General features: G+C 63.4%; 19 protein-coding genes and 2 tRNA genes. 12 read left to right on the top strand and 9 right to left on the bottom strand.

The genetic code is table 11. From position 1 onward, the window contains the following. The first annotated feature begins 155 nt into the window (after positions 1-155). From ABZO33_RS06055 to ABZO33_RS06040, 4 genes are all read left to right on the top strand, one after another. The gene (locus ABZO33_RS06055) at positions 156-869 is read left to right on the top strand and encodes a histidine phosphatase family protein (protein WP_414535257.1); all 714 of its coding nucleotides are present in this window, start codon (positions 156-158) and stop codon (positions 867-869) included. A 54-nt stretch (positions 870-923) separates the two neighbouring features. After that, entirely contained in the window at positions 924-1,241 is a 318-nt protein-coding gene (locus ABZO33_RS06050; RefSeq protein ID WP_023630010.1) for an SCP2 sterol-binding domain-containing protein, read from the top strand. 196 nt (positions 1,242-1,437) lie between these two features. Next, positions 1,438-2,505 (top strand): phosphotransferase family protein, encoded by a 1,068-nt coding sequence (locus tag ABZO33_RS06045; RefSeq protein WP_414535256.1) that lies wholly within the window; start codon positions 1,438-1,440, stop codon positions 2,503-2,505. A 26-nt stretch (positions 2,506-2,531) separates the two neighbouring features. Next, positions 2,532-3,299, top strand: a complete 768-nt coding sequence (locus tag ABZO33_RS06040) for an SDR family oxidoreductase (RefSeq protein WP_414535255.1) — start codon at positions 2,532-2,534, stop codon at positions 3,297-3,299. 125 nt (positions 3,300-3,424) lie between these two features. Here the strand turns inward: ABZO33_RS06040 and ABZO33_RS06035 are convergent, their stop codons facing one another. Continuing rightward, entirely contained in the window at positions 3,425-4,246 is an 822-nt protein-coding gene (locus ABZO33_RS06035; RefSeq protein WP_414535254.1) for a class I SAM-dependent methyltransferase, read from the bottom strand. Positions 4,247-4,380: 134 nt separating this feature from the next. Here ABZO33_RS06035 and ABZO33_RS06030 point away from each other — a divergent pair, with 134 nt between their 5' ends. Next, positions 4,381-5,421: a PAS domain-containing protein gene (locus ABZO33_RS06030; protein ID WP_414535253.1), complete on the top strand. Its 1,041-nt coding sequence runs from the start codon at positions 4,381-4,383 to the stop codon at positions 5,419-5,421. Positions 5,422-5,460: 39 nt separating this feature from the next. On the opposite strand, the gene ABZO33_RS06025 is transcribed toward ABZO33_RS06030, so the two are convergent. Next, a complete protein-coding gene (locus ABZO33_RS06025; RefSeq protein ID WP_414535252.1) occupies positions 5,461-6,030 on the bottom strand; it encodes an SPOR domain-containing protein in 570 nt (189 codons plus the stop codon). A gap of 157 nt (positions 6,031-6,187) precedes the next feature. On the opposite strand from ABZO33_RS06025, the gene ABZO33_RS06020 reads away from it, so the two are divergent. Then, entirely contained in the window at positions 6,188-8,245 is a 2,058-nt protein-coding gene (locus ABZO33_RS06020; RefSeq protein ID WP_414535251.1) for a hypothetical protein, read from the top strand. A 92-nt stretch (positions 8,246-8,337) separates the two neighbouring features. On the opposite strand, the gene ABZO33_RS06015 is transcribed toward ABZO33_RS06020, so the two are convergent. The 3 genes from ABZO33_RS06015 to ABZO33_RS06005 form a co-directional block, all read right to left on the bottom strand. Further along, positions 8,338-8,414, bottom strand: a tRNA-Val gene (locus ABZO33_RS06015). A 93-nt stretch (positions 8,415-8,507) separates the two neighbouring features. Beyond that, a complete protein-coding gene (locus ABZO33_RS06010; protein ID WP_414535250.1) occupies positions 8,508-9,317 on the bottom strand; it encodes a hypothetical protein in 810 nt (269 codons plus the stop codon). 94 nt (positions 9,318-9,411) lie between these two features. Continuing rightward, positions 9,412-9,488: transfer RNA gene (locus tag ABZO33_RS06005), tRNA-Val, on the bottom strand. 202 nt (positions 9,489-9,690) lie between these two features. Here ABZO33_RS06005 and ABZO33_RS06000 point away from each other — a divergent pair. Beyond that, positions 9,691-10,974 (top strand): NAD(P)/FAD-dependent oxidoreductase, encoded by a 1,284-nt coding sequence (locus tag ABZO33_RS06000; RefSeq protein WP_414535249.1) that lies wholly within the window; start codon positions 9,691-9,693, stop codon positions 10,972-10,974. A 78-nt stretch (positions 10,975-11,052) separates the two neighbouring features. On the opposite strand, the gene ABZO33_RS05995 is transcribed toward ABZO33_RS06000, so the two are convergent. Then, entirely contained in the window at positions 11,053-11,796 is a 744-nt protein-coding gene (locus tag ABZO33_RS05995; RefSeq protein ID WP_414535248.1) for a peptidase C39 family protein, read from the bottom strand. A 299-nt stretch (positions 11,797-12,095) separates the two neighbouring features. Here ABZO33_RS05995 and ABZO33_RS05990 point away from each other — a divergent pair, with 299 nt between their 5' ends. Then, complete coding sequence (locus tag ABZO33_RS05990) at positions 12,096-12,275, top strand: hypothetical protein (RefSeq protein ID WP_081941225.1); 180 nt, start codon at positions 12,096-12,098, stop codon at positions 12,273-12,275. A 96-nt stretch (positions 12,276-12,371) separates the two neighbouring features. Here ABZO33_RS05990 and ABZO33_RS05985 read toward each other — a convergent pair whose 3' ends face one another. After that, positions 12,372-13,124, bottom strand: coding sequence for a TerC family protein (locus ABZO33_RS05985; protein ID WP_414535247.1), 753 nt, complete (start codon positions 13,122-13,124; stop codon positions 12,372-12,374). A gap of 15 nt (positions 13,125-13,139) precedes the next feature. Further along, positions 13,140-13,379 (bottom strand): hypothetical protein, encoded by a 240-nt coding sequence (locus ABZO33_RS05980; protein WP_046856230.1) that lies wholly within the window; start codon positions 13,377-13,379, stop codon positions 13,140-13,142. 132 nt (positions 13,380-13,511) lie between these two features. Between ABZO33_RS05980 and nhaR the strand changes: the two genes are divergently transcribed. The 3 genes from nhaR to ABZO33_RS05965 all read left to right on the top strand — a co-directional run bounded on the left by nhaR (position 13,512) and on the right by ABZO33_RS05965 (position 16,452). Continuing rightward, complete coding sequence (nhaR, locus tag ABZO33_RS05975; RefSeq protein WP_414535246.1) at positions 13,512-14,405, top strand: transcriptional activator NhaR; 894 nt, start codon at positions 13,512-13,514, stop codon at positions 14,403-14,405. 72 nt (positions 14,406-14,477) lie between these two features. Further along, positions 14,478-15,689, top strand: coding sequence for a serine/threonine transporter SstT (gene sstT, locus ABZO33_RS05970; protein WP_414535245.1), 1,212 nt, complete (start codon positions 14,478-14,480; stop codon positions 15,687-15,689). Between the two features lie 124 nt (positions 15,690-15,813). Then, positions 15,814-16,452, top strand: coding sequence for a YceH family protein (locus ABZO33_RS05965; protein WP_414535244.1), 639 nt, complete (start codon positions 15,814-15,816; stop codon positions 16,450-16,452). 1 nt (position 16,453) lies between these two features. Here the strand turns inward: ABZO33_RS05965 and ABZO33_RS05960 are convergent, their stop codons facing one another. After that, positions 16,454-16,645: a hypothetical protein gene (locus tag ABZO33_RS05960; RefSeq protein ID WP_414535243.1), complete on the bottom strand. Its 192-nt coding sequence runs from the start codon at positions 16,643-16,645 to the stop codon at positions 16,454-16,456. 179 nt (positions 16,646-16,824) lie between these two features. Here ABZO33_RS05960 and ABZO33_RS05955 point away from each other — a divergent pair, with 179 nt between their 5' ends. Beyond that, on the top strand, positions 16,825-17,289 hold the full coding sequence (locus ABZO33_RS05955) for a DUF1348 family protein (RefSeq protein ID WP_414535242.1): 465 nt from the start codon (positions 16,825-16,827) through the stop codon (positions 17,287-17,289). Positions 17,290-17,306 lie beyond the last annotated feature (17 nt).

Raw genomic sequence — 17,306 nt, 5'->3', positions numbered from 1 at the left:
GCAAGCATACCGGGGCGCCAGAGCCACTGCCAGCCGGTGAAAATGCTGGCAACACAGTTCAAACGACCTTTTCAAACGCTTGTATGTTTTTTCGTTGACAGCCCGCCTGGGGCAACCTAACCTCGCAGCAACCTCCAACCGGGCCGGACTTCAACGTGGGCAATCTCTACCTGATCCGACATGGCCAAGCCTCCTTTGGTGCCGCTGACTACGACGTGCTGTCGCCTGTGGGCGAACGTCAGAGCCAGGCGCTGGGTGAGCACCTGGCCCAACTGGGCCTGCGCCTGGACCGTTGCGTGGCCGGCACCTTGCGCCGCCAGCAGGACACCGCCCGCCTGGCGCTGGACGCGCTGCATGCCCATGGCAACCCGGTCCCGGCCATTGAGACCGATGCGGCCTTCAACGAGTTCGACGCCGATGGCGTGATTCGCGCCCTGCTCCCGCGCCTGCTGCCTGAAGAGCCCGAAGCCCTGCATGTACTGCGCAACTGTGCCCAACACCGCAGCGAGTTCCAGCGCCTGTTCGCCCTGATGGTGCAGCGCTGGCACGACGGCGACCACGACCACGACGAGCACCTGGAAACCTGGCAGTCCTTCACTGGCCGGGTCAGCGATGGCCTGGGGCGTCTGCTCGACAGCGCCGCCAGCGGCGACAACATTGCCCTGTTCACTTCCGGCGGCACCATCGCCGCCCTGCTCCACCTGGTAAGCGGAATCACGCCGGCTCAGGCATTCACCCTGAACTGGCAGATCATCAACACGTCGCTCAGCCACCTCAAGTTCCGTGGCCGCGACGTCACCCTGGCTTCCTTCAACAGCCAAGCCCATGTGCGGCTGTTGCGGTTGCCGGAGCTCGTCACCTACCGATGAGCCCGGTCTGTTGTGTCCTTGCGGACGCGAATATCACTTAACAAGGAATACACCATGAGCGATGTAGCTAAAGCCGTCGAGGCGATGAAGGCAAAATTCAACCCTGCAGCTGCCGCCGGCCTGGACCTGGTGTTCGGCTTCAACATCACCGACGAAGACAAGCACTACGCCCTGCTGGTCAAGGACGGTACCTGCGAGATCCAGGAAGGCGAGAACGCCGACGCCAACTGCACCCTGGTAATGGACAGCGAAACCCTCAAGGGCATCGTCAGCGGTGACACCGACGGCATGCAGGCCTTCATGGGCGGCAAGCTGCGCGTCGAAGGCGACATGATGCTGTCGATGAAACTCAGCGAGCTGTTCCCGGCCTGATTGGCGCGGTAGATCGCGAATGAAAAAGACCGAAGCCTGATGCGCTTCGGTTTTTTTTCGCCCGCGCAAAACCGTCCATCAGGGCCATTGATCGCCCGGCAACACCCAGGCCAATAAGCGTCTGGCACGCTTGTACCAGCTTCGACAGGAAATTAGATTAGCCAATAGTCCTTGCTATAGATCATAAGGGAATCGCATGACGCTCACCGACCAGTCCACCCAGGTACGCCCCGGCGAAGAACTCGACGCGGCCGTCATCGATCCGTACCTCAAGGGGCATATACCTGGCCTGCAGGGCAGCCCGACCATCAGCCAGTTTCCGGGTGGCGCCTCGAACCTGACCTACCTGGTGGCCTACCCGGGCAAGGAATTCGTCCTGCGCCGCCCGCCATTCGGCCACAAGGCCAAGTCGGCCCACGACATGGGTCGCGAATTCCGCATCCTCAACCAGCTCAATGCCGGGTTCCCCTACTGCCCCAAGGCCTACGTGCACTGCACCGATGAAGCGCTGATCGGCGGCGAGTTCTATGTGATGGAGCGGGTCAACGGCATCATCCTGCGCTCGGACATCCCCGCCGAACTCGACCTGGACGCCGGCCGTACCGAGGCGCTGTGCAAAAGCTTCATCGATCGCCTGGTCGAGCTGCACCAGGTGGACTACCAGGCATGCGGCCTGGCCGACCTGGGCAAGCCGGAAGGTTATGTGCAGCGCCAGATCGAAGGCTGGGCCAGCCGCTATGAAAAAGCCCTGACCCCCGACGCACCGCGCTGGGAGCAGGTGATCGCCTGGCTGCGCGAGAAAATGCCCGCCGACCATCCGCACCCGGGCATCGTGCATAACGACTACCGCTTCGACAATGTGATCCTCGACAGCGCCAACCCGATGCGCATCATCGGCGTGCTGGACTGGGAAATGGCCACCATCGGCGATCCGCTGATGGACCTGGGCAACAGCCTGGCCTACTGGATCGAGGCCGGCGACCCTGCGCCAGTACAGCTGATGCGTCGCCAGCCGAGCAATGCGCCAGGCATGCTGACCCGCCAGCAGTTTGTCGACTACTACGCCGAGCGCGCCGGTATCCGTATCGACAACTTCGACTTCTATTATTGCTACGGCCTGTTCCGCCTGGCCGGCATCGTCCAGCAGATCTACTACCGCTTCTTCCACGGCCAGACCCAGGACAAACGCTTCGCCCAGTTCATCCACATGAACAAGCTGCTGGAGCACATGAGCCTGCAACTGATCGGCAAATCCAGCCTGTAACCCGGCCCATAACAAGGAATACCCGAATGTCCAAGACCCACCTGTTCGACCTCGACGGCAAGATCGCCTTCGTTTCCGGTGCCAGCCGTGGCATCGGTGAAGCCATCGCCCATTTGCTGGCACAGCAGGGTGCGCATGTGATCGTCTCCAGCCGCAAACTCGACGGCTGCCAACAGGTGGCCGAGGCGATCGTCGCCGCCGGCGGCAAGGCCACCGCAGTGGCCTGCCATATTGGCGAGATGGAGCAGATCCAGCAGGTGTTCGCCGGCATCCGCGAACAGTTCGGCCGCCTCGACATCCTGGTCAACAACGCCGCCACCAACCCGCAGTTCTGCAATGTGCTGGACACTGACCTGGGCGCCTTCCAGAAGACCGCCGACGTCAACATCCGCGGTTATTTCTTCATGTCGGTGGAAGCCGGCAAGTTGATGCGCGAGCACGGCGGCGGCAGCATCATCAATGTGGCCTCGATAAACGGTGTCTCGCCAGGGCTGTTCCAGGGCATCTACTCGGTGACCAAGGCGGCCGTGATCAACATGACCAAGGTGTTTGCCAAGGAGTGCGCGCAGTTCGGCATCCGCTGCAACGCCCTGCTGCCGGGTCTGACCGACACCAAGTTCGCCTCGGCGCTGGTGAAGAACGACAGCATCCGCAATGCCGCGTTGCAGCAGATCCCGCTCAAGCGCGTGGCCGACCCGAGCGAGATGGCCGGGGCGGTGCTGTACCTGGCCAGCGACGCCTCCAGCTATACCACCGGCACCGCGCTCAATGTGGACGGCGGGTTCCTCTCCTGAGGACGGCGGACCCTGGCTGAAATAGCGCGGGTTTCGTGGGAGCGGGCTTGCCCCGCGATTGCAATAGCGGCCCTATCGCGGGGCAAGCCCGCTCCCACGACTCGCGTTCACGCAAAGTCCGCCATCTACCCCTTTATCGCCTGCAGCGTGTAGCTCAGCGGCAATCGCCAGGGCGCCTCGACCAGACGCCACTCGCCGTCATCACCCAACGCCATCTGCCCAGGCAAGGCCTCCCAGGGAATGCTCTGGTGCTCCTCCAGGGCAGTAATGCGCAGACCGTTGCGCAACAGCGCGGTGATCACCTCGCCGAGGCCATGGTTCCACTCATGGGTTTCGGTCTGGGTCAGGGCCTGCTCGGTGTCGACGTAGGTCTGGTCGCTGATCCACACGGTGGGCGCCTCGCGCTCGAAGTACGGATACTCCAGCTGCAAACGGTCCTCATGGTCTTCGTTGACCGCCATCAGCATCGGGTGGCCATCGCGCAGGAACAGGCGTCCGCCCGGCTTGAGCAAAGTCGCCACTGCCTGCGCCCAGCGCTCGATACTCGGCAGCCAGCACAGCGCGCCGATACCGGTGTAGACCAGATCGAAACTACCGGCGGGCAGCACCTGTGCCGCCTGGTAGACGTCCGCTTCGACATAGGCGATGCCAGCGCCGCAACGTTCGGCCAGGTCCCGCGCCTGGGCCAGCGAGGCGGCTGAGAAGTCCAGGCCACAGACATCCGCACCCAGGCGCGCCAGCGACAAGGTGTCGGTACCGATATGGCATTGCAGGTGCGCCGCGCGCAGGCCATGGATATCGCCCAGGCGCGGCAGGTCGAACCGCACCACCTCGGACAGGTGGCCGGGTTCGGCGACAAAGCGTTCGACCTCGTAGTCCTTCGAGGCGGCGTGCAGTGGCGCCCGTTCATTCCAACTGGCGCGGTTGAGTTCCAGTGATCGGCTCATGCGGTGCATCCCTGTCGTGAATGGTCAGGCGCCACGTTAACCGGCGCCGTCGGGCGCGGCAACCGCGCTGTCAACCTGAAGTTGACAGCTCAGGTATACTGAACGCCTCGTCCACGCCCAAGGATCCAGCACCCATGACGGAAAACAGCTTCGCCTTTCGCCTCAAGGAACTGCTCGAACACCACAAGCTGACCCTGCAGGCGGTGGGCACGGCCTTGGGGATCTCGCGCACGGCGGTACACAAGTGGACCCGCGGTGGTGAGATCGACTACACCAACCTGCGCAAGCTGGCCGACCTGCTGAAGGTCAACTGGATCTGGCTGCGCTACGGCGAAGAGGCCCTGCACAGCGTGCAGCAGGCCGAAGTGGTCGAGCTGCCGATGACCGACGTGCGCCGCCGCTACACCGCCGAGATCATGGAGAGCGAGACGCGCATGAAGCTGGCCCAGGAGGGAGCGCGCATCGTCACCTGGGAATGGAACCTGCTCACCGACGAAGTGACCTACTCGCCCAACGTCGAGGCGGTGTATGGCTGGCCACTACGGCGCAACGAGGACTTCTGGGAGCACATCCACCCCGAGGACGCCAGCCACATGCAGGGCATGTATGCCCAGGCCGTGGCCGACGGCACCGGCTGCGAGTGCGACTTTCGCATCACCCGCCCCGACGGCGACCAACGCTGGATCGCCTCACGCGCCACGGTGCTGAGCGACAGTGCCGGGCGCCCGGTGAAGATGGTCGGCATCAGCATGGACAACACCGAGCGCAAGGTGGCCGAAGAGGAATTGCGCCAGAGCGAGGCGCGTTTTCGCACCATCTTCGAGCTGGCCTGGGGCGCGCTGGCCTACATCGACCCGGATGGCAGCTGGCAGCGGGTCAACGGCAGCCTTTGCGAACTGCTGGGTTACCGTGAGGACGAGCTGTACGGCACGACGTTCCAGCAGCTCACCCACCCCGACGACCTGCCGGATAACCTGGCGCTGCTGCGGCGCATGCTGGCCGGCGAGATCGAACGATACGAAGTGCAAAAGCGTGTGCGCCACAAGGACGGGCACTACCTCTGGGTGCGGGCACGCACCTCGCTGGAGCGCCGCGCCGACGGACAGCCGGAACATCTGATCAGCGTGTTCGAGGACATCGGTGCCGAACGCGAGGCAAGCCCGCGTTCTAGCTGATACCTGCCCAGCGCCGAGCCTGGCAGGTGCGGGTAAAAGTCAGCGCTTGACGCCGTGCTGGATGACAATCGAGTCGGTGCCCAGCTTGGCCATCACCTCGGCCTTGCGCGCATCGGCCTCGACCTTGGCCGGGAACGGCCCCATCAGCACCACCGGCTTGCCATCGCGGTACTCGACCCAGGACGGGATGCCCTTTTCGATCAGGCGTGCGGTCATGTCGGTCAGGGCGCCCATGTTCGGCCCCTGAATCACCTCCACGTCCCAACCTTCTGGCGCCGGCTGGTCGGCCAGCGCCTCGGCGCGGCGCTGCAGGTCGGCGCCACCGCAGACTTCGCGGATACGCAGGTTGTTGCCGGTCTTGTCGATGAGGATCTCGTACTGGCCATCGTGCTTGATCGCCACGTAGCTGCGATAAGCCTCGTACTGACCGGCATCGTCCTTGCCACGCACCTGGCCGCAGATGGAGCCCTGAGTGTCGAAGCGCACGTTGGCGAACTTGGCCGTCTTGGGGTTATTCAGGTGTTCGGCCACCTGCTTGTGCACGCCTTCGACCTCGTTGTTACAGCCCGCCAGGGCCAACACCGCCATTACCACCGCCAGTTTGCGCACGCCTGTACCTCCAGATTCGAAGGGGCGGATTCTAGCATGGCCCGGAACATCCCCTCATGGCGCTTCTGTCGCAGGCTTTGTCTGTTGCCTTCGGTTATCGACCTGGCCGAAGATGTCGCCGCGCCACAATGGACAGATAGCGATACAAGGACTCAGGTTGGAACCTTCAAACGCCACAGCCACCCCTGCAAACAAGCCCGAACTGCCGCAAGAGTGGCCTTCGCACCTGCAGCCCGAAGCCAGCATCACCCCCGACACGCGCATCTACCCACGCACGACCTTCGTGCTTGATTTCGCGATGCCGCCGGAATCCTTCGAACAGCTGTGCTGGTGGCTGCTGAGCAAGGAACAACCGCTTGGCGGCTGCCATCGCCTCGGGAAAAGCGGCACACGGCAAGGCGGCATCGACCTGTTCGCTCAGGACGAGGAAAGCCCCGATCAGCTGAACGTCTTCGAATGCAAGGCCTGGAAGGACTTCACCGGCACCGAGCTGACGGCAGCCATCGATGCCTTCCTGAATGGCCCCTGGCCTTCGCTCACCCGCTCGTTCACCCTGATCCTCGCGCAACGCGAGATCGGCACACTGGCCAGTCGCTGGATCGGCGAGAGAAAACGACTGAAGGCGGCCGGTATCGAAGGGCAGCTGTGGACCGCCCATGACCTGACGCAAAGACTGCAGCAGCATCCCGACGTGCTGTCGAAGTTCTTCCCTGGCGCGCATATCGAGACGTTTGGCAACCTGTGGATGGAGCGCGTGGGCTTCTCCGAGCTGGTTGCCAAATCCATCTTCGACCCGCGCCCCTACGTGGCACGCAGAGCCAGGGCATTCGTCGAGCGTCCCGGCAGGCTGAGCGACCACTTTGCCGCCGCCAGGCATGCGCCCGATAGCGCCTGCAGCCCCGATGCCTTCACCCGTATCGGCCATCACGGCCGCCACTGGTACTACCGCGGGCCTTGGTTTTCGCTGAGCGTGTTCCTGCCGGACCTGACCTCGTCCCGCGCCAGCGCCGCCTTCGACTTCCACCAACACGACCTGCGCGGCGTGACGATCACCGTCAGCCACGAATGGCTGCTCGAGCGCTTTCTGTTTGCCAGCGGCGCGCCACTGGACAGCCAATCGCGCCCGTTCATCGTCGGGCTGATGCCAGGCGACAAGGACCGTTACCTGATCGACCTGCCCAACAGCCGCCTGATACTCGAAGAGCCCGTGGTCCAGGCACTTGCCGATGTCGCCGACGCGCTCACCGTGGTGGTGCGCGACACCTTGCAGGCACTGGAGCGCAGCCTGTCCGCCAGCGGATTTCCATTCATCGCCCACGGTGGCTCGCACCGAGTGAAAATCGGCTCGCTGCGCAAGCATGCCTGGAGCTATATCGCCCGCTTCTGCGAGGCGCACGACTACGCCGCCGGCACAAGCCCCTGGTACATGTTCGACGCTCACCCGAGCATGCTCAAGCCCTGCCACGCACAGGCAACCGACCGTCACGACAGCGGATACCACGCGGTGATCACCACCCATGCGTCGACCGAGGCATTCTCCAGCGATTGGCTAGACCTGCTGTGGACGCCCCACGACCTCAGCGAACGCGAACCGTCAGCCAGAGGCTGGTGGCCCTGCCAGGACACCCTGGAGTGGCTCGACCAGGAACTGCTGCCAGAGGTCAGGCGCTGGACCTGGGAGCGCGAATTCGGCTCACGCTGGCGCCGGTTGCGCTACGCCAGGGAGGCTCGAAACTTCGCAGGCTATCTGGATTATCTGCTGACGATCGGGGACGTGCGCGAACAAGCACTGGTAGCTCAAGGCAGCTGGCAGGCAGACCTGCCGCACGCCATCAACCGACTCGAGCGCTACTATGCAAGCCGCTCGGCAGGGCACATCGACAAGGAGGATGTCGTCAACCTGTACCGCGCAGTCGCCATGATGGCAGGCCACAAGCGAGGGCTGCCCAGGTATCTTGCCCTGTCGCTGAGCCTCGAACCGACAGAGGATCACGAAGCGCTGATAGCATCGATCCACCACCACATCGAGACATCACAAACAGTCGTCAACAATACCGTGGTCGAATATGCACTAAAGGCCTTGGCCGCTCAGTTCGAGGGCGCGGACAGCCCTTTGCAGGCCAATGAACACCAGCAGATGCTGGAATGGTTGCTGCCGCTGGCACATACGTGCGATGACGGTGCGCTGGTACGGCGCCACAGCAGCAAGCGCTGAGGCCGTACCGGAGCAACCGAGGGAAAGCGCCACAAGCATCTTTTGTTGCGCAAACAAAAAGGGCGATCCTTACGGATCGCCCCTTTCTGATTTGGTAGGCACAATTGGACTCGAACCAACGACCCCCACCATGTCAAGGTGGTGCTCTAACCAACTGAGCTATGTGCCTGTCGTGTGGTGCGCATTCTACGCAATCGGCCAACCATGTCAACACCGTTTTGCAAAAAAATTGCAAAAAAATCAGCGACTTCAATCATTACCATCAAAACGCATTGAAGCGTACGCGTGTCTTGTCGGCATAGATCTGCCCAGTTTTGATGTTGACGATCCCAGCCGCTGCCAGCTTCACACTGAAGAAGTAGTTGTTGGCCGTCGTTTCCTGGCGATTGCGGATGGTGGCCTGGGCCACCACCTTGCGGTATTGCAGATAGTTCGGAACCGACTCATAGATCACCGCCAGCCGCAGGTTCTCCCGCTGCGCCTTGAACTCGGCGGCCGACATCTTCAGATCGGTGACAAGACTGACCTCAACGACCCCCAAGCGCGGGCCGGGCATGGGCGGAGAAACCAGGAACACTCGCCGCCCTTCGACTTCACGCATAGCCGCCGTGGCGCCGAACGCATTCTGGCCGACGAACTCGCCCTTGTCTTGCCAATCCCCTTTCAGCCTGATTGCCACATAGAGCTTGCCAGGATCTGCGGTACCCCGCCCTTTTTCCATAAAGCCAAAGGTCTGCGCATCCGGCATGTCGCTTGCGTAGCTCAGAGCGCCGGTTTCCTGGTTGAACCTTATCTCGGCATCATTGATCTCGGAAAAGATCACCGAGCCACCCAACGCCGACATCCGCGCATTGAATTCGCTATTGGTCTCCATCTTGCCCTGCGGCCCACCCAGGTCGGCGACCTTCTTCAACAGTGCTTGTGGACTCTGGTAGACAGCAACATTGACAGGCGAAACATAGGGCCTCAGATCCACATAGGTATCCGAGGGTGCGTACTGCGCCCTTATGGATTGGGGTGCCGCGCAACCGAACAACAACGCCGCGCATGCGGCCATCACGATGAATTTCATTCCTTGCCCTCGAGCCGTGAAAAAACCGCGCATGCGAAAAAGGCGACCCTTACGGATCGCCTTTTTCGACATCGCTCTAAAGAGCGATAATGTTTGGTAGGCACAATTGGACTCGAACCAACGACCCCCACCATGTCAAGGTGGTGCTCTAACCAACTGAGCTATGTGCCTGTCGTGTGGGGCGCATTCTACCCGATCCAGATACCCTGTCAACTGTTTTTTTCACGCTAAGCTACTGAATCTTAAACTATTTATAGAAAGGCCGAGGCTCCGGGGGGCGTAAAGGATTTTCACCGGACGACTAGCGGGTGTTTATTATTATTGATAGCATCGGTACATTCGTTAAAAATATAAAACACGAGGTTCCTCGAGCATGGCAAACACCCCCTACCCCCAGTCCTACTACGCCGCCTCGGCCAACCCGGTGCCGCCACGTCCGGCGCTGCAGGGTGAGGTGGAAACCGATGTGTGCATCATCGGTGCCGGCTACACCGGCCTGTCCAGCGCCCTGTTCCTGCTGGAGAACGGCTTCAAGGTGAGCATCGTCGAGGCCGCCAAGGTCGGTTTCGGCGCCTCGGGCCGCAACGGTGGCCAGATCGTCAACAGCTATAGCCGCGACATCGATGTCATCGAGCGCACCGTCGGCCCCAAGCAGGCGCAACTGCTCGGCCAGATGGCCTTCGAGGGCGGGCGCATCATCCGTGAGCGCGTGGCCAAGTACGACATCCAGTGCGACCTGAAGGACGGCGGCGTGTTCGCCGCGCTGACCAGCAAGCAGATGGGCCACCTGGAATCGCAAAAACGCCTGTGGGAACGCTTTGGCCACAACCAGCTGGAGCTGATGGACCAGAAGCGCATCCGCGAAGTGGTGGCCTGCGACAGCTATATTGGCGGCATGCTCGACATGAGCGGCGGCCATATCCACCCTCTGAACCTGGCCCTGGGCGAAGCCGCCGCGGTCGAGTCGCTGGGCGGCATCATCTATGAGCAGACCCCGGCCGTGCGCATCGAGCGTGGCGCCAACCCGGTGGTGCACACCCCGCAGGGCAAGGTGCGCGCCAAGTTCATCATCGTCGCCGGCAATGCCTACCTGGGCAACCTGGTACCGGAGCTGGCTGCCAAGTCGATGCCCTGCGGCACCCAGGTGATCACCACCGAGCCGCTGGGCGAGGAACTGGCCCGTACCCTGCTGCCGCAGGACTACTGCGTCGAGGACTGCAACTACCTGCTCGACTACTATCGCCTGACCAGCGACAAGCGCCTGATCTTCGGCGGTGGCGTGGTATACGGCGCGCGTGACCCGGCGAACATCGAGGCGATCATCCGTCCGAAGATGCTCAAGGCTTTCCCGCAGCTCAAGGACGTCAAGATCGACTACGCCTGGACCGGCAACTTCCTGCTGACCCTGTCGCGCCTGCCGCAGGTCGGCCGCATCGGCGACAACATCTACTACTCGCAGGGTTGCTCGGGCCACGGCGTCACCTACACCCACCTGGCGGGCAAAGTGCTGGCCGAAGCCCTGCGCGGCCAGGCCGAGCGCTTCGACGCGTTCGCCGGCTTGCCGCACTACCCGTTCCCAGGTGGCCAGATGCTGCGTGTACCGTTCAGCGCCCTCGGTGCCTGGTACTACAGCCTGCGCGATCGCCTGGGCTTCTGATGTAAAGCCAGCGCGGGGCAGCCCGCTGCCACAAGGCCCATCTTGTGACAGCGGGCTTGCCCCGCGATCATTTCAGCCTCAGCGCCCCAGGCTGATGACCGCCTGCTTCGCCGCGATCTCCTGCCCCGAACGGGCCAGCTCATCCGCTGCCTGCAGCCAGCGCTGGCGATCCACCTGGGCCGGCAGTTGCCGTGGCGATTGCAGCAACACCGCCCAGTTACCCTCCTTGGCCCACGCCGACTCGAAATCATCGAAAGCCATCAACTGGCGCCTATGCATGCCCGAGCGCAGCAACACCCGCTGCTTGTAGCGGTCATAGCCGATCAGCACCGCATAGCGCGGCTCGCTCCACCACGCCGAGCCTTCCTGATAACGCAGCAGCACCGGATAACCGGCCGCCACTTGGGCGAGCAAGGCATCCAGGTGTTTGTCCAACGGATAGACAACCCTGCCGTATTCACGAGCAACCCGAGGGATGCCGGTTTCCAGCGACTCGGCGGCGGCAGGCAAGCCCAACGACTTGTCGAGCAGGCCTGGCGTGATCGGTGCGCCCTGCTGCGACAGCACGGCGGCCAGGGCCATCGCGCCACTGTGGTTGGCGTTGCCGCCGTAGAAGGGAACGCTGCTGATCTCGACCCGCTGCGGCAGGCCCTTGAGCGCGGCCGGTGGCGCACTGGCGCAACCCGACAACGTGGCCGCGACCAGGCAGGCGGCCAGCAGGCGACGTGGGCCCAGGGCCCGGGACGTGATGAGTTTTTGCAACATGGACACTCGCATGATCCAGCGCCAGGCAGGCGGTGCCCGGCCATGAGTGCCGATCATAGGGCGCGGGCGGCTTCGGGTATAGCCCGATGCGGGCTTGGAACGAAACGGCCCAAGTACTGAAATGTGTCTGCGCGAAGGCCAGACAAGGCGAAACGGGGGGAGGAACGGCCGGGGTCGCGCCCGACTGTACTGGAGTACATGAGCATTCCGAGCCCCGTTTCAACGCAGTATGGGCGAGTGCAGATACATTTCGTACAGAGCCTAGACCTTCGGTCAATGGAACGTCACAGGTAACAGGCTAGACTAAAGCAGTGTCTGGATGGCGGGCTTGGCTCGCCAGAGAGAAGGAGGCACACATGAGCCTGACAATGGCGATTCTAATGCTGGTCGGCATGTGGCTGAGCGTCGCAGCCGCCATGCTCTGGGGCGTACTGCGCATCGTGCGCCGGCATGCACACCCACATCACCTGCCCCCTCAAGCCCTGGTCAAACCACAACCTGTGCGCCGTGCGCGTCGGCATGCCGGGGCGCATTGAGCTGAAGTTTTCCTGAAACGCATCGCGGGGCCAGCCCGCCGCCACAAGCTACATGTCTTGTGGCAGCGCGCTGGCCCCGCGATGGTTCACGCCAGGTCAGCCCTCGGCAGCCTCACGCTTCAAGCGCGCCCGGCGGGCCATGATGTTGAGCATCTCGATCGCGGTCGAGAACGCCATGGCCGCATACACATAACCTTTCGGCACATGGGCACCGAAGCCTTCGGCGATCAGGGTCATGCCGATCATGATCAGGAAGCCCAGGGCCAGCATCACCACGGTCGGGTTGTCGTTGATGAACTTGGCCAGCGGGTCGGCGGCCACCAGCATCACGATCACGGCGCTGATCACGGCAATGATCATGATCGGCAGGTGCTCGGTCATGCCTACGGCGGTAATGATGCTGTCGATCGAGAAGACGATGTCCAGCAGCAGGATCTGGAAGATTGCCGCGGTGAAACCGATGGTCACGGTGCCGCCGAGCTTGGACTCTTCCTTGGCGCCATGCGGGTCGACGCTTTCATGGATTTCCTTGGTCGCCTTCCACAGCAGGAACAGGCCACCAGCAATGAGGATCATGTCCTTCCACGAGAACGTGTGGCCGAACACTTCGATCACCGGCTCCGTCAGCTGGACGATCCAGGCCACGGTGCTGAGCAGCGCCAGGCGCATCACCAAAGCCATGCTGATACCGATGCGCCGCGCCTTGGAGCGGTAGGCTTCGGGCAGCTTGTTGGTCAGGATGGAGATGAAGATCAGGTTGTCGATGCCCAGCACGACTTCCATGGCTACCAGGGTGGCGAGGGCAACCCAGGCGGTGGGGCTTGCGGCGAGTTCCAGCAAATATTCCATTGGTCAGTCCTGCTCTCAGATGTCCTGGGTGTCTTTCTTGTCGTCTTCGGCCTTGGCCTTCTCGCCATCGCTGCCGATGGCGTCGCTCAAGGCCTGCTGAGCGGCGTCATTGGTCTTGTCGATGGCCTGCTTGGCCGTTTCAGCGGCCTGGTCAAGCATCTGCTGGGCGGATTTCTCGGCCTGGTCGCAACCGGACATGGCGAACAGGGCCAGGGCCAGCACCAGCGGTGTGCCAATGGATTTGAGTTGTAGCATGGAGTCCTCGCTTGTCGAATTCCGGGCAGCGCGGCGTGCGCCTGATGGTGTGGCATTCTAAAGAGGCTGAAACATCCGGAAAATTCGTTTTTTCGGCGTGTATACTTCGGTTTTTCCGAATCGAGGCAGGCCATGCTCAACTACCGTCAGCTTCATTATTTCTGGGCCGTGGCCAAGACCGGCAGCATCGCCCGCGCCAGCGAACAGCTCAACCTCACCCCGCAGACCATCAGCGGCCAGATCAGCCTGTTCGAGCAGACCTGGAACCTGGAGCTGTTCCAGCGCGTCGGGCGCCAGCTGGAACTGACCGAGACCGGGCGCCAGGCCCTGGTCTACGCCGAGCAGATGTTCCAGATCGGCGGCGAACTGGAGGCCATGCTGCGCGCCGGGCCGCAGGAGCAGATCCTGTTTCGCGTCGGTGTGGCCGACGTGGTGCCCAAGTCCATCGTCTACCGCCTGTTGGCACCGACCATGGAGCTGGACGAGGTACTGCGCATCAATTGTCGCGAGGACAAGCTCGAACGCCTGCTGGCGGACCTGGCGATCCAGCGCCTGGACCTGGTGATTTCCGACAGCCCCATGCCCAGCCACCTGGACATCAAGGGCTACAGCCAGAAGCTCGGCGAGTGCGGCCTGAGCTTCTTCGCCACCCCTGCACTGGCCGAGCGCCTGAAGCAGCCCTTCCCCGCCTGCCTGGACGACGCGCCGCTGTTGATCCCAGGCCAGGAGACCGTGCTGCGCAGCCGCCTGCTGCGCTGGCTGGCCGAGCAGCAGGTGCAACCGCGGATCGTCGGCGAGTTCGACGACAGCGCGCTGATGCAGGCCTTCGGCCAGTCGGGCAGCGGCATCTTCGTCGCCCCCAGCGTGATCGCCGAAGAGGTCTGCCGCCAGTACGGCGTGCGCCTGATCGGCCAGACCGAGGCGGTGAACGAGTCGTTCTACGCCATATCGGTGGAGCGCAAGGTCAAGCACCCGGGGATCCTGGCGATCACCGAGGGCGCGCGGCGCGAGCTGTTTCACTGGTAGGCCCGCGCCTACAGGAGCCAGCGCGGTCTGTGGTAAAGTCGCGCGCTTTCACGTAACTGGATTGCGCTGCACATGACCCCCATCCTCCGCCTCATCAACCGCACCGGCCTGGTGACGCAGATCTGCATCGGCCTGGTGGCCGGCATCGCCCTGGCCCTGCTCGCCCCCGCCGTGGCCCGCGACCTGGGGTTCCTCGGCAAGGTCTTCGTCAGCGCCCTGAAGGCCGTGGCGCCGATCCTGGTGTTCATTTTGGTGATGGCCTCGATCGCCAACCACCGCCATGGCCAGGAAACCCACATCCGCCCGATCCTCTGGCTGTACCTGCTGGGCACCTTCGCCGCCGCGGTGGTGGCCGTGGTGGCCAGCATGCTGTTCCCCTCGAACCTGGTGCTGAGCACCGGCGAGGCCACGCTGAGCGCCCCCGGCGGCATCACCGAGGTGATGCAGAACCTGTTGCTCAGCGCCGTGGACAACCCGGTCAACGCATTGCTCAACGCCAACTTCATCGGCGTGCTGACCTGGGCCATTGGCCTGGGCGTGGCCCTGCGCCATGCCGGTGACACCACCCGCACCGTGGTCGAGGACCTGTCCAACGGCGTGACCCTGATCGTGCGCATGGTGATCCGCTTCGCCCCGCTGGGCATCTTCGGCCTGGTCAGCGCCACCCTGGCGCAGTCGGGGCTGGACGCACTGCTCGGCTACCTGCACCTGCTGGCCGTGCTGATGGGCTGCATGCTGTTCGTGGCACTGGTGATGAACCCGCTGATCGTTTACTGGAAGATCCGTCGCAATCCCTACCCGCTCACCCTGCTGTGCCTGCGCGAGAGCGGTATCACCGCGTTCTTCACCCGCAGCTCGGCGGCCAACATCCCGGTCAACCTGGCGCTGTCGGAGAAACTTGGCCTGCACGAGGACACCTATTCGGTGTCGATCCCGCTGGGCGCGACCATCAACATGGCGGGCGCTGCTATCACCATCACCGTGCTGACCCTGGCTGCCGTGCACACCCTGGGCATCCCGGTCGACCTGCCAACCGCGGTGCTGCTCAGCGTGGTGGCGGCGGTCTGCGCCTGCGGCGCCTCGGGCGTGGCCGGAGGCTCCCTGCTGCTGATCCCGCTGGCCTGCAGCCTGTTCGGCATCCCCAGCGAGATCGCCATGCAGGTGGTGGCGGTCGGCTTCATCATCGGCGTGCTGCAGGATTCGGCCGAGACCGCGCTGAACTCCTCGACCGATGTGCTGTTCACCGCCGCGGCCTGCCAGGCCATGGAGCGACGCAGCGCCTGAAGCCCCAGCCGTGCCAGCACCCACGCCACAGGGGAGCTGGCACGGCCGGCGACGCCAGCAGTGATTGCTTAAGCCTGGCGCTTTACCTAGGCTAGTGGCCTTTTCCTCGCAATGAGACAGGGCCATGTCAGAACACGAAAGCACCCGCGAAGGCCGTTTCAACAGCATCGAGATCCGCGTGCTCGGTTCACTGATCGAGAAACAGGCCACCAGCCCGGAAACCTACCCCCTGACCCTCAATGCCCTGGTCCTGGCCTGCAACCAGAAGACCAGCCGTGAACCGGTGATGAACCTCTCCCCCGGCCAGGTCGGTCAGGCCCTGCGTGCCCTGGAGAACCAGGAAATGGCCCGCCTGCAGATGGGCAGCCGCGCCGACCGTTGGGAACAGCGGGTGGACAAGGGCCTGGAACTGGTGCCGGCGCAACTGGTGCTGATGGGCTTGATGTTCCTGCGCGGCCCACAGACCCTCAGCGAACTGCTGACACGCAGCAACCGCCTGCATGAGTTCGAGGATGTCGATCAGGTCCAGCACCAGCTCGAGCGCCTGGTCTCGCGCGGCCTGGCCTTGCACCTGCCGCGCCAGGCCGGCCAGCGCGAAGACCGCTACACCCACGCCCTGGGCGACCCGGCCGAGATCGAGGCGATTCTCGCTGCCCGCCAGCAGGAAGGCGGTACGCGCACCAGCGCGGCGGACGAGCGCATCGAGGCGCTGGAAGCACGGGTCGCTGCGCTGGAGGCGCGCCTGGCCCAGCTCGAAGGTTGACTCAGGGCTTTTCGGCGTCGGGGAAGTTACGGCAACTCTTGCGTTCGGCCAGCTCCCGCTTACTGGGGCGCTGGTCGACGAACACGGTGCGGCCGTCGGCGTAGATTTCCAGGTAGCCCCAGTGCAGGTCCTGCTCGGTCTGTCCGGGCTTGGGCGGGACGAGCCACCAGGGTTCGCGGCTGATCAGGGTCATGGCGGGCTCCAGCGAATGTCTGGGCTAACTATAGAAGACAGGCAGGCCAGACGGGCCAGGCAGGGATTGTTCCTCAAGGAGCAATTATGAAGTGCCAAGGGCACCGATTCTCCCCGCCAGCCGAACGAACTAATCTCGATCCTGCAAACCAAGCCCACCGACCTTGAGGATTGACCACGATGTCCCGCCCCCCACTGCCCCCGTTCACCCGTGAAACCGCCATCGAGAAAGTCCGCCTTGCCGAAGACGGCTGGAACAGCCGCGACGCGGCCAAGGTGGCCCTGGCCTACACCACCGACACCCACTGGCGCAATCGCGCCGAGTTCTGCAACAGCCGCGAAGAGGCCCAGGCCTTCCTCACCCGCAAGTGGAACCGCGAGCTCGAATACCGCCTGATCAAGGAGCTCTGGGCATTCACCGACAACCGCATCGCCGTGCGCTACGCCTATGAGTACCGCGACGACAGCGGCCAGTGGTACCGCGCCTACGGCAACGAGAACTGGGAGTTCGCCGAAGACGGCCTGATGCGCAATCGCCACGCCAGCATCAACGAACAACCCATCAGCGAAGCCGAGCGCAAGTTCCGCTGGCCACTGGGGCGCCGTCCGGACGATCACCCGGGCCTGAGCGACTTCGGTTTCTGAAGACCGACACCGGATCA

Source organism: Pseudomonas sp. CAM1A (genome assembly GCF_047501685.1).
In the GTDB taxonomy this organism is placed as follows: Bacteria; Pseudomonadota; Gammaproteobacteria; order Pseudomonadales; family Pseudomonadaceae; genus Aquipseudomonas.
Note: the sequence above shows the minus strand (reverse complement) of the source record. Positions and strands in the feature narration are given on the sequence as shown.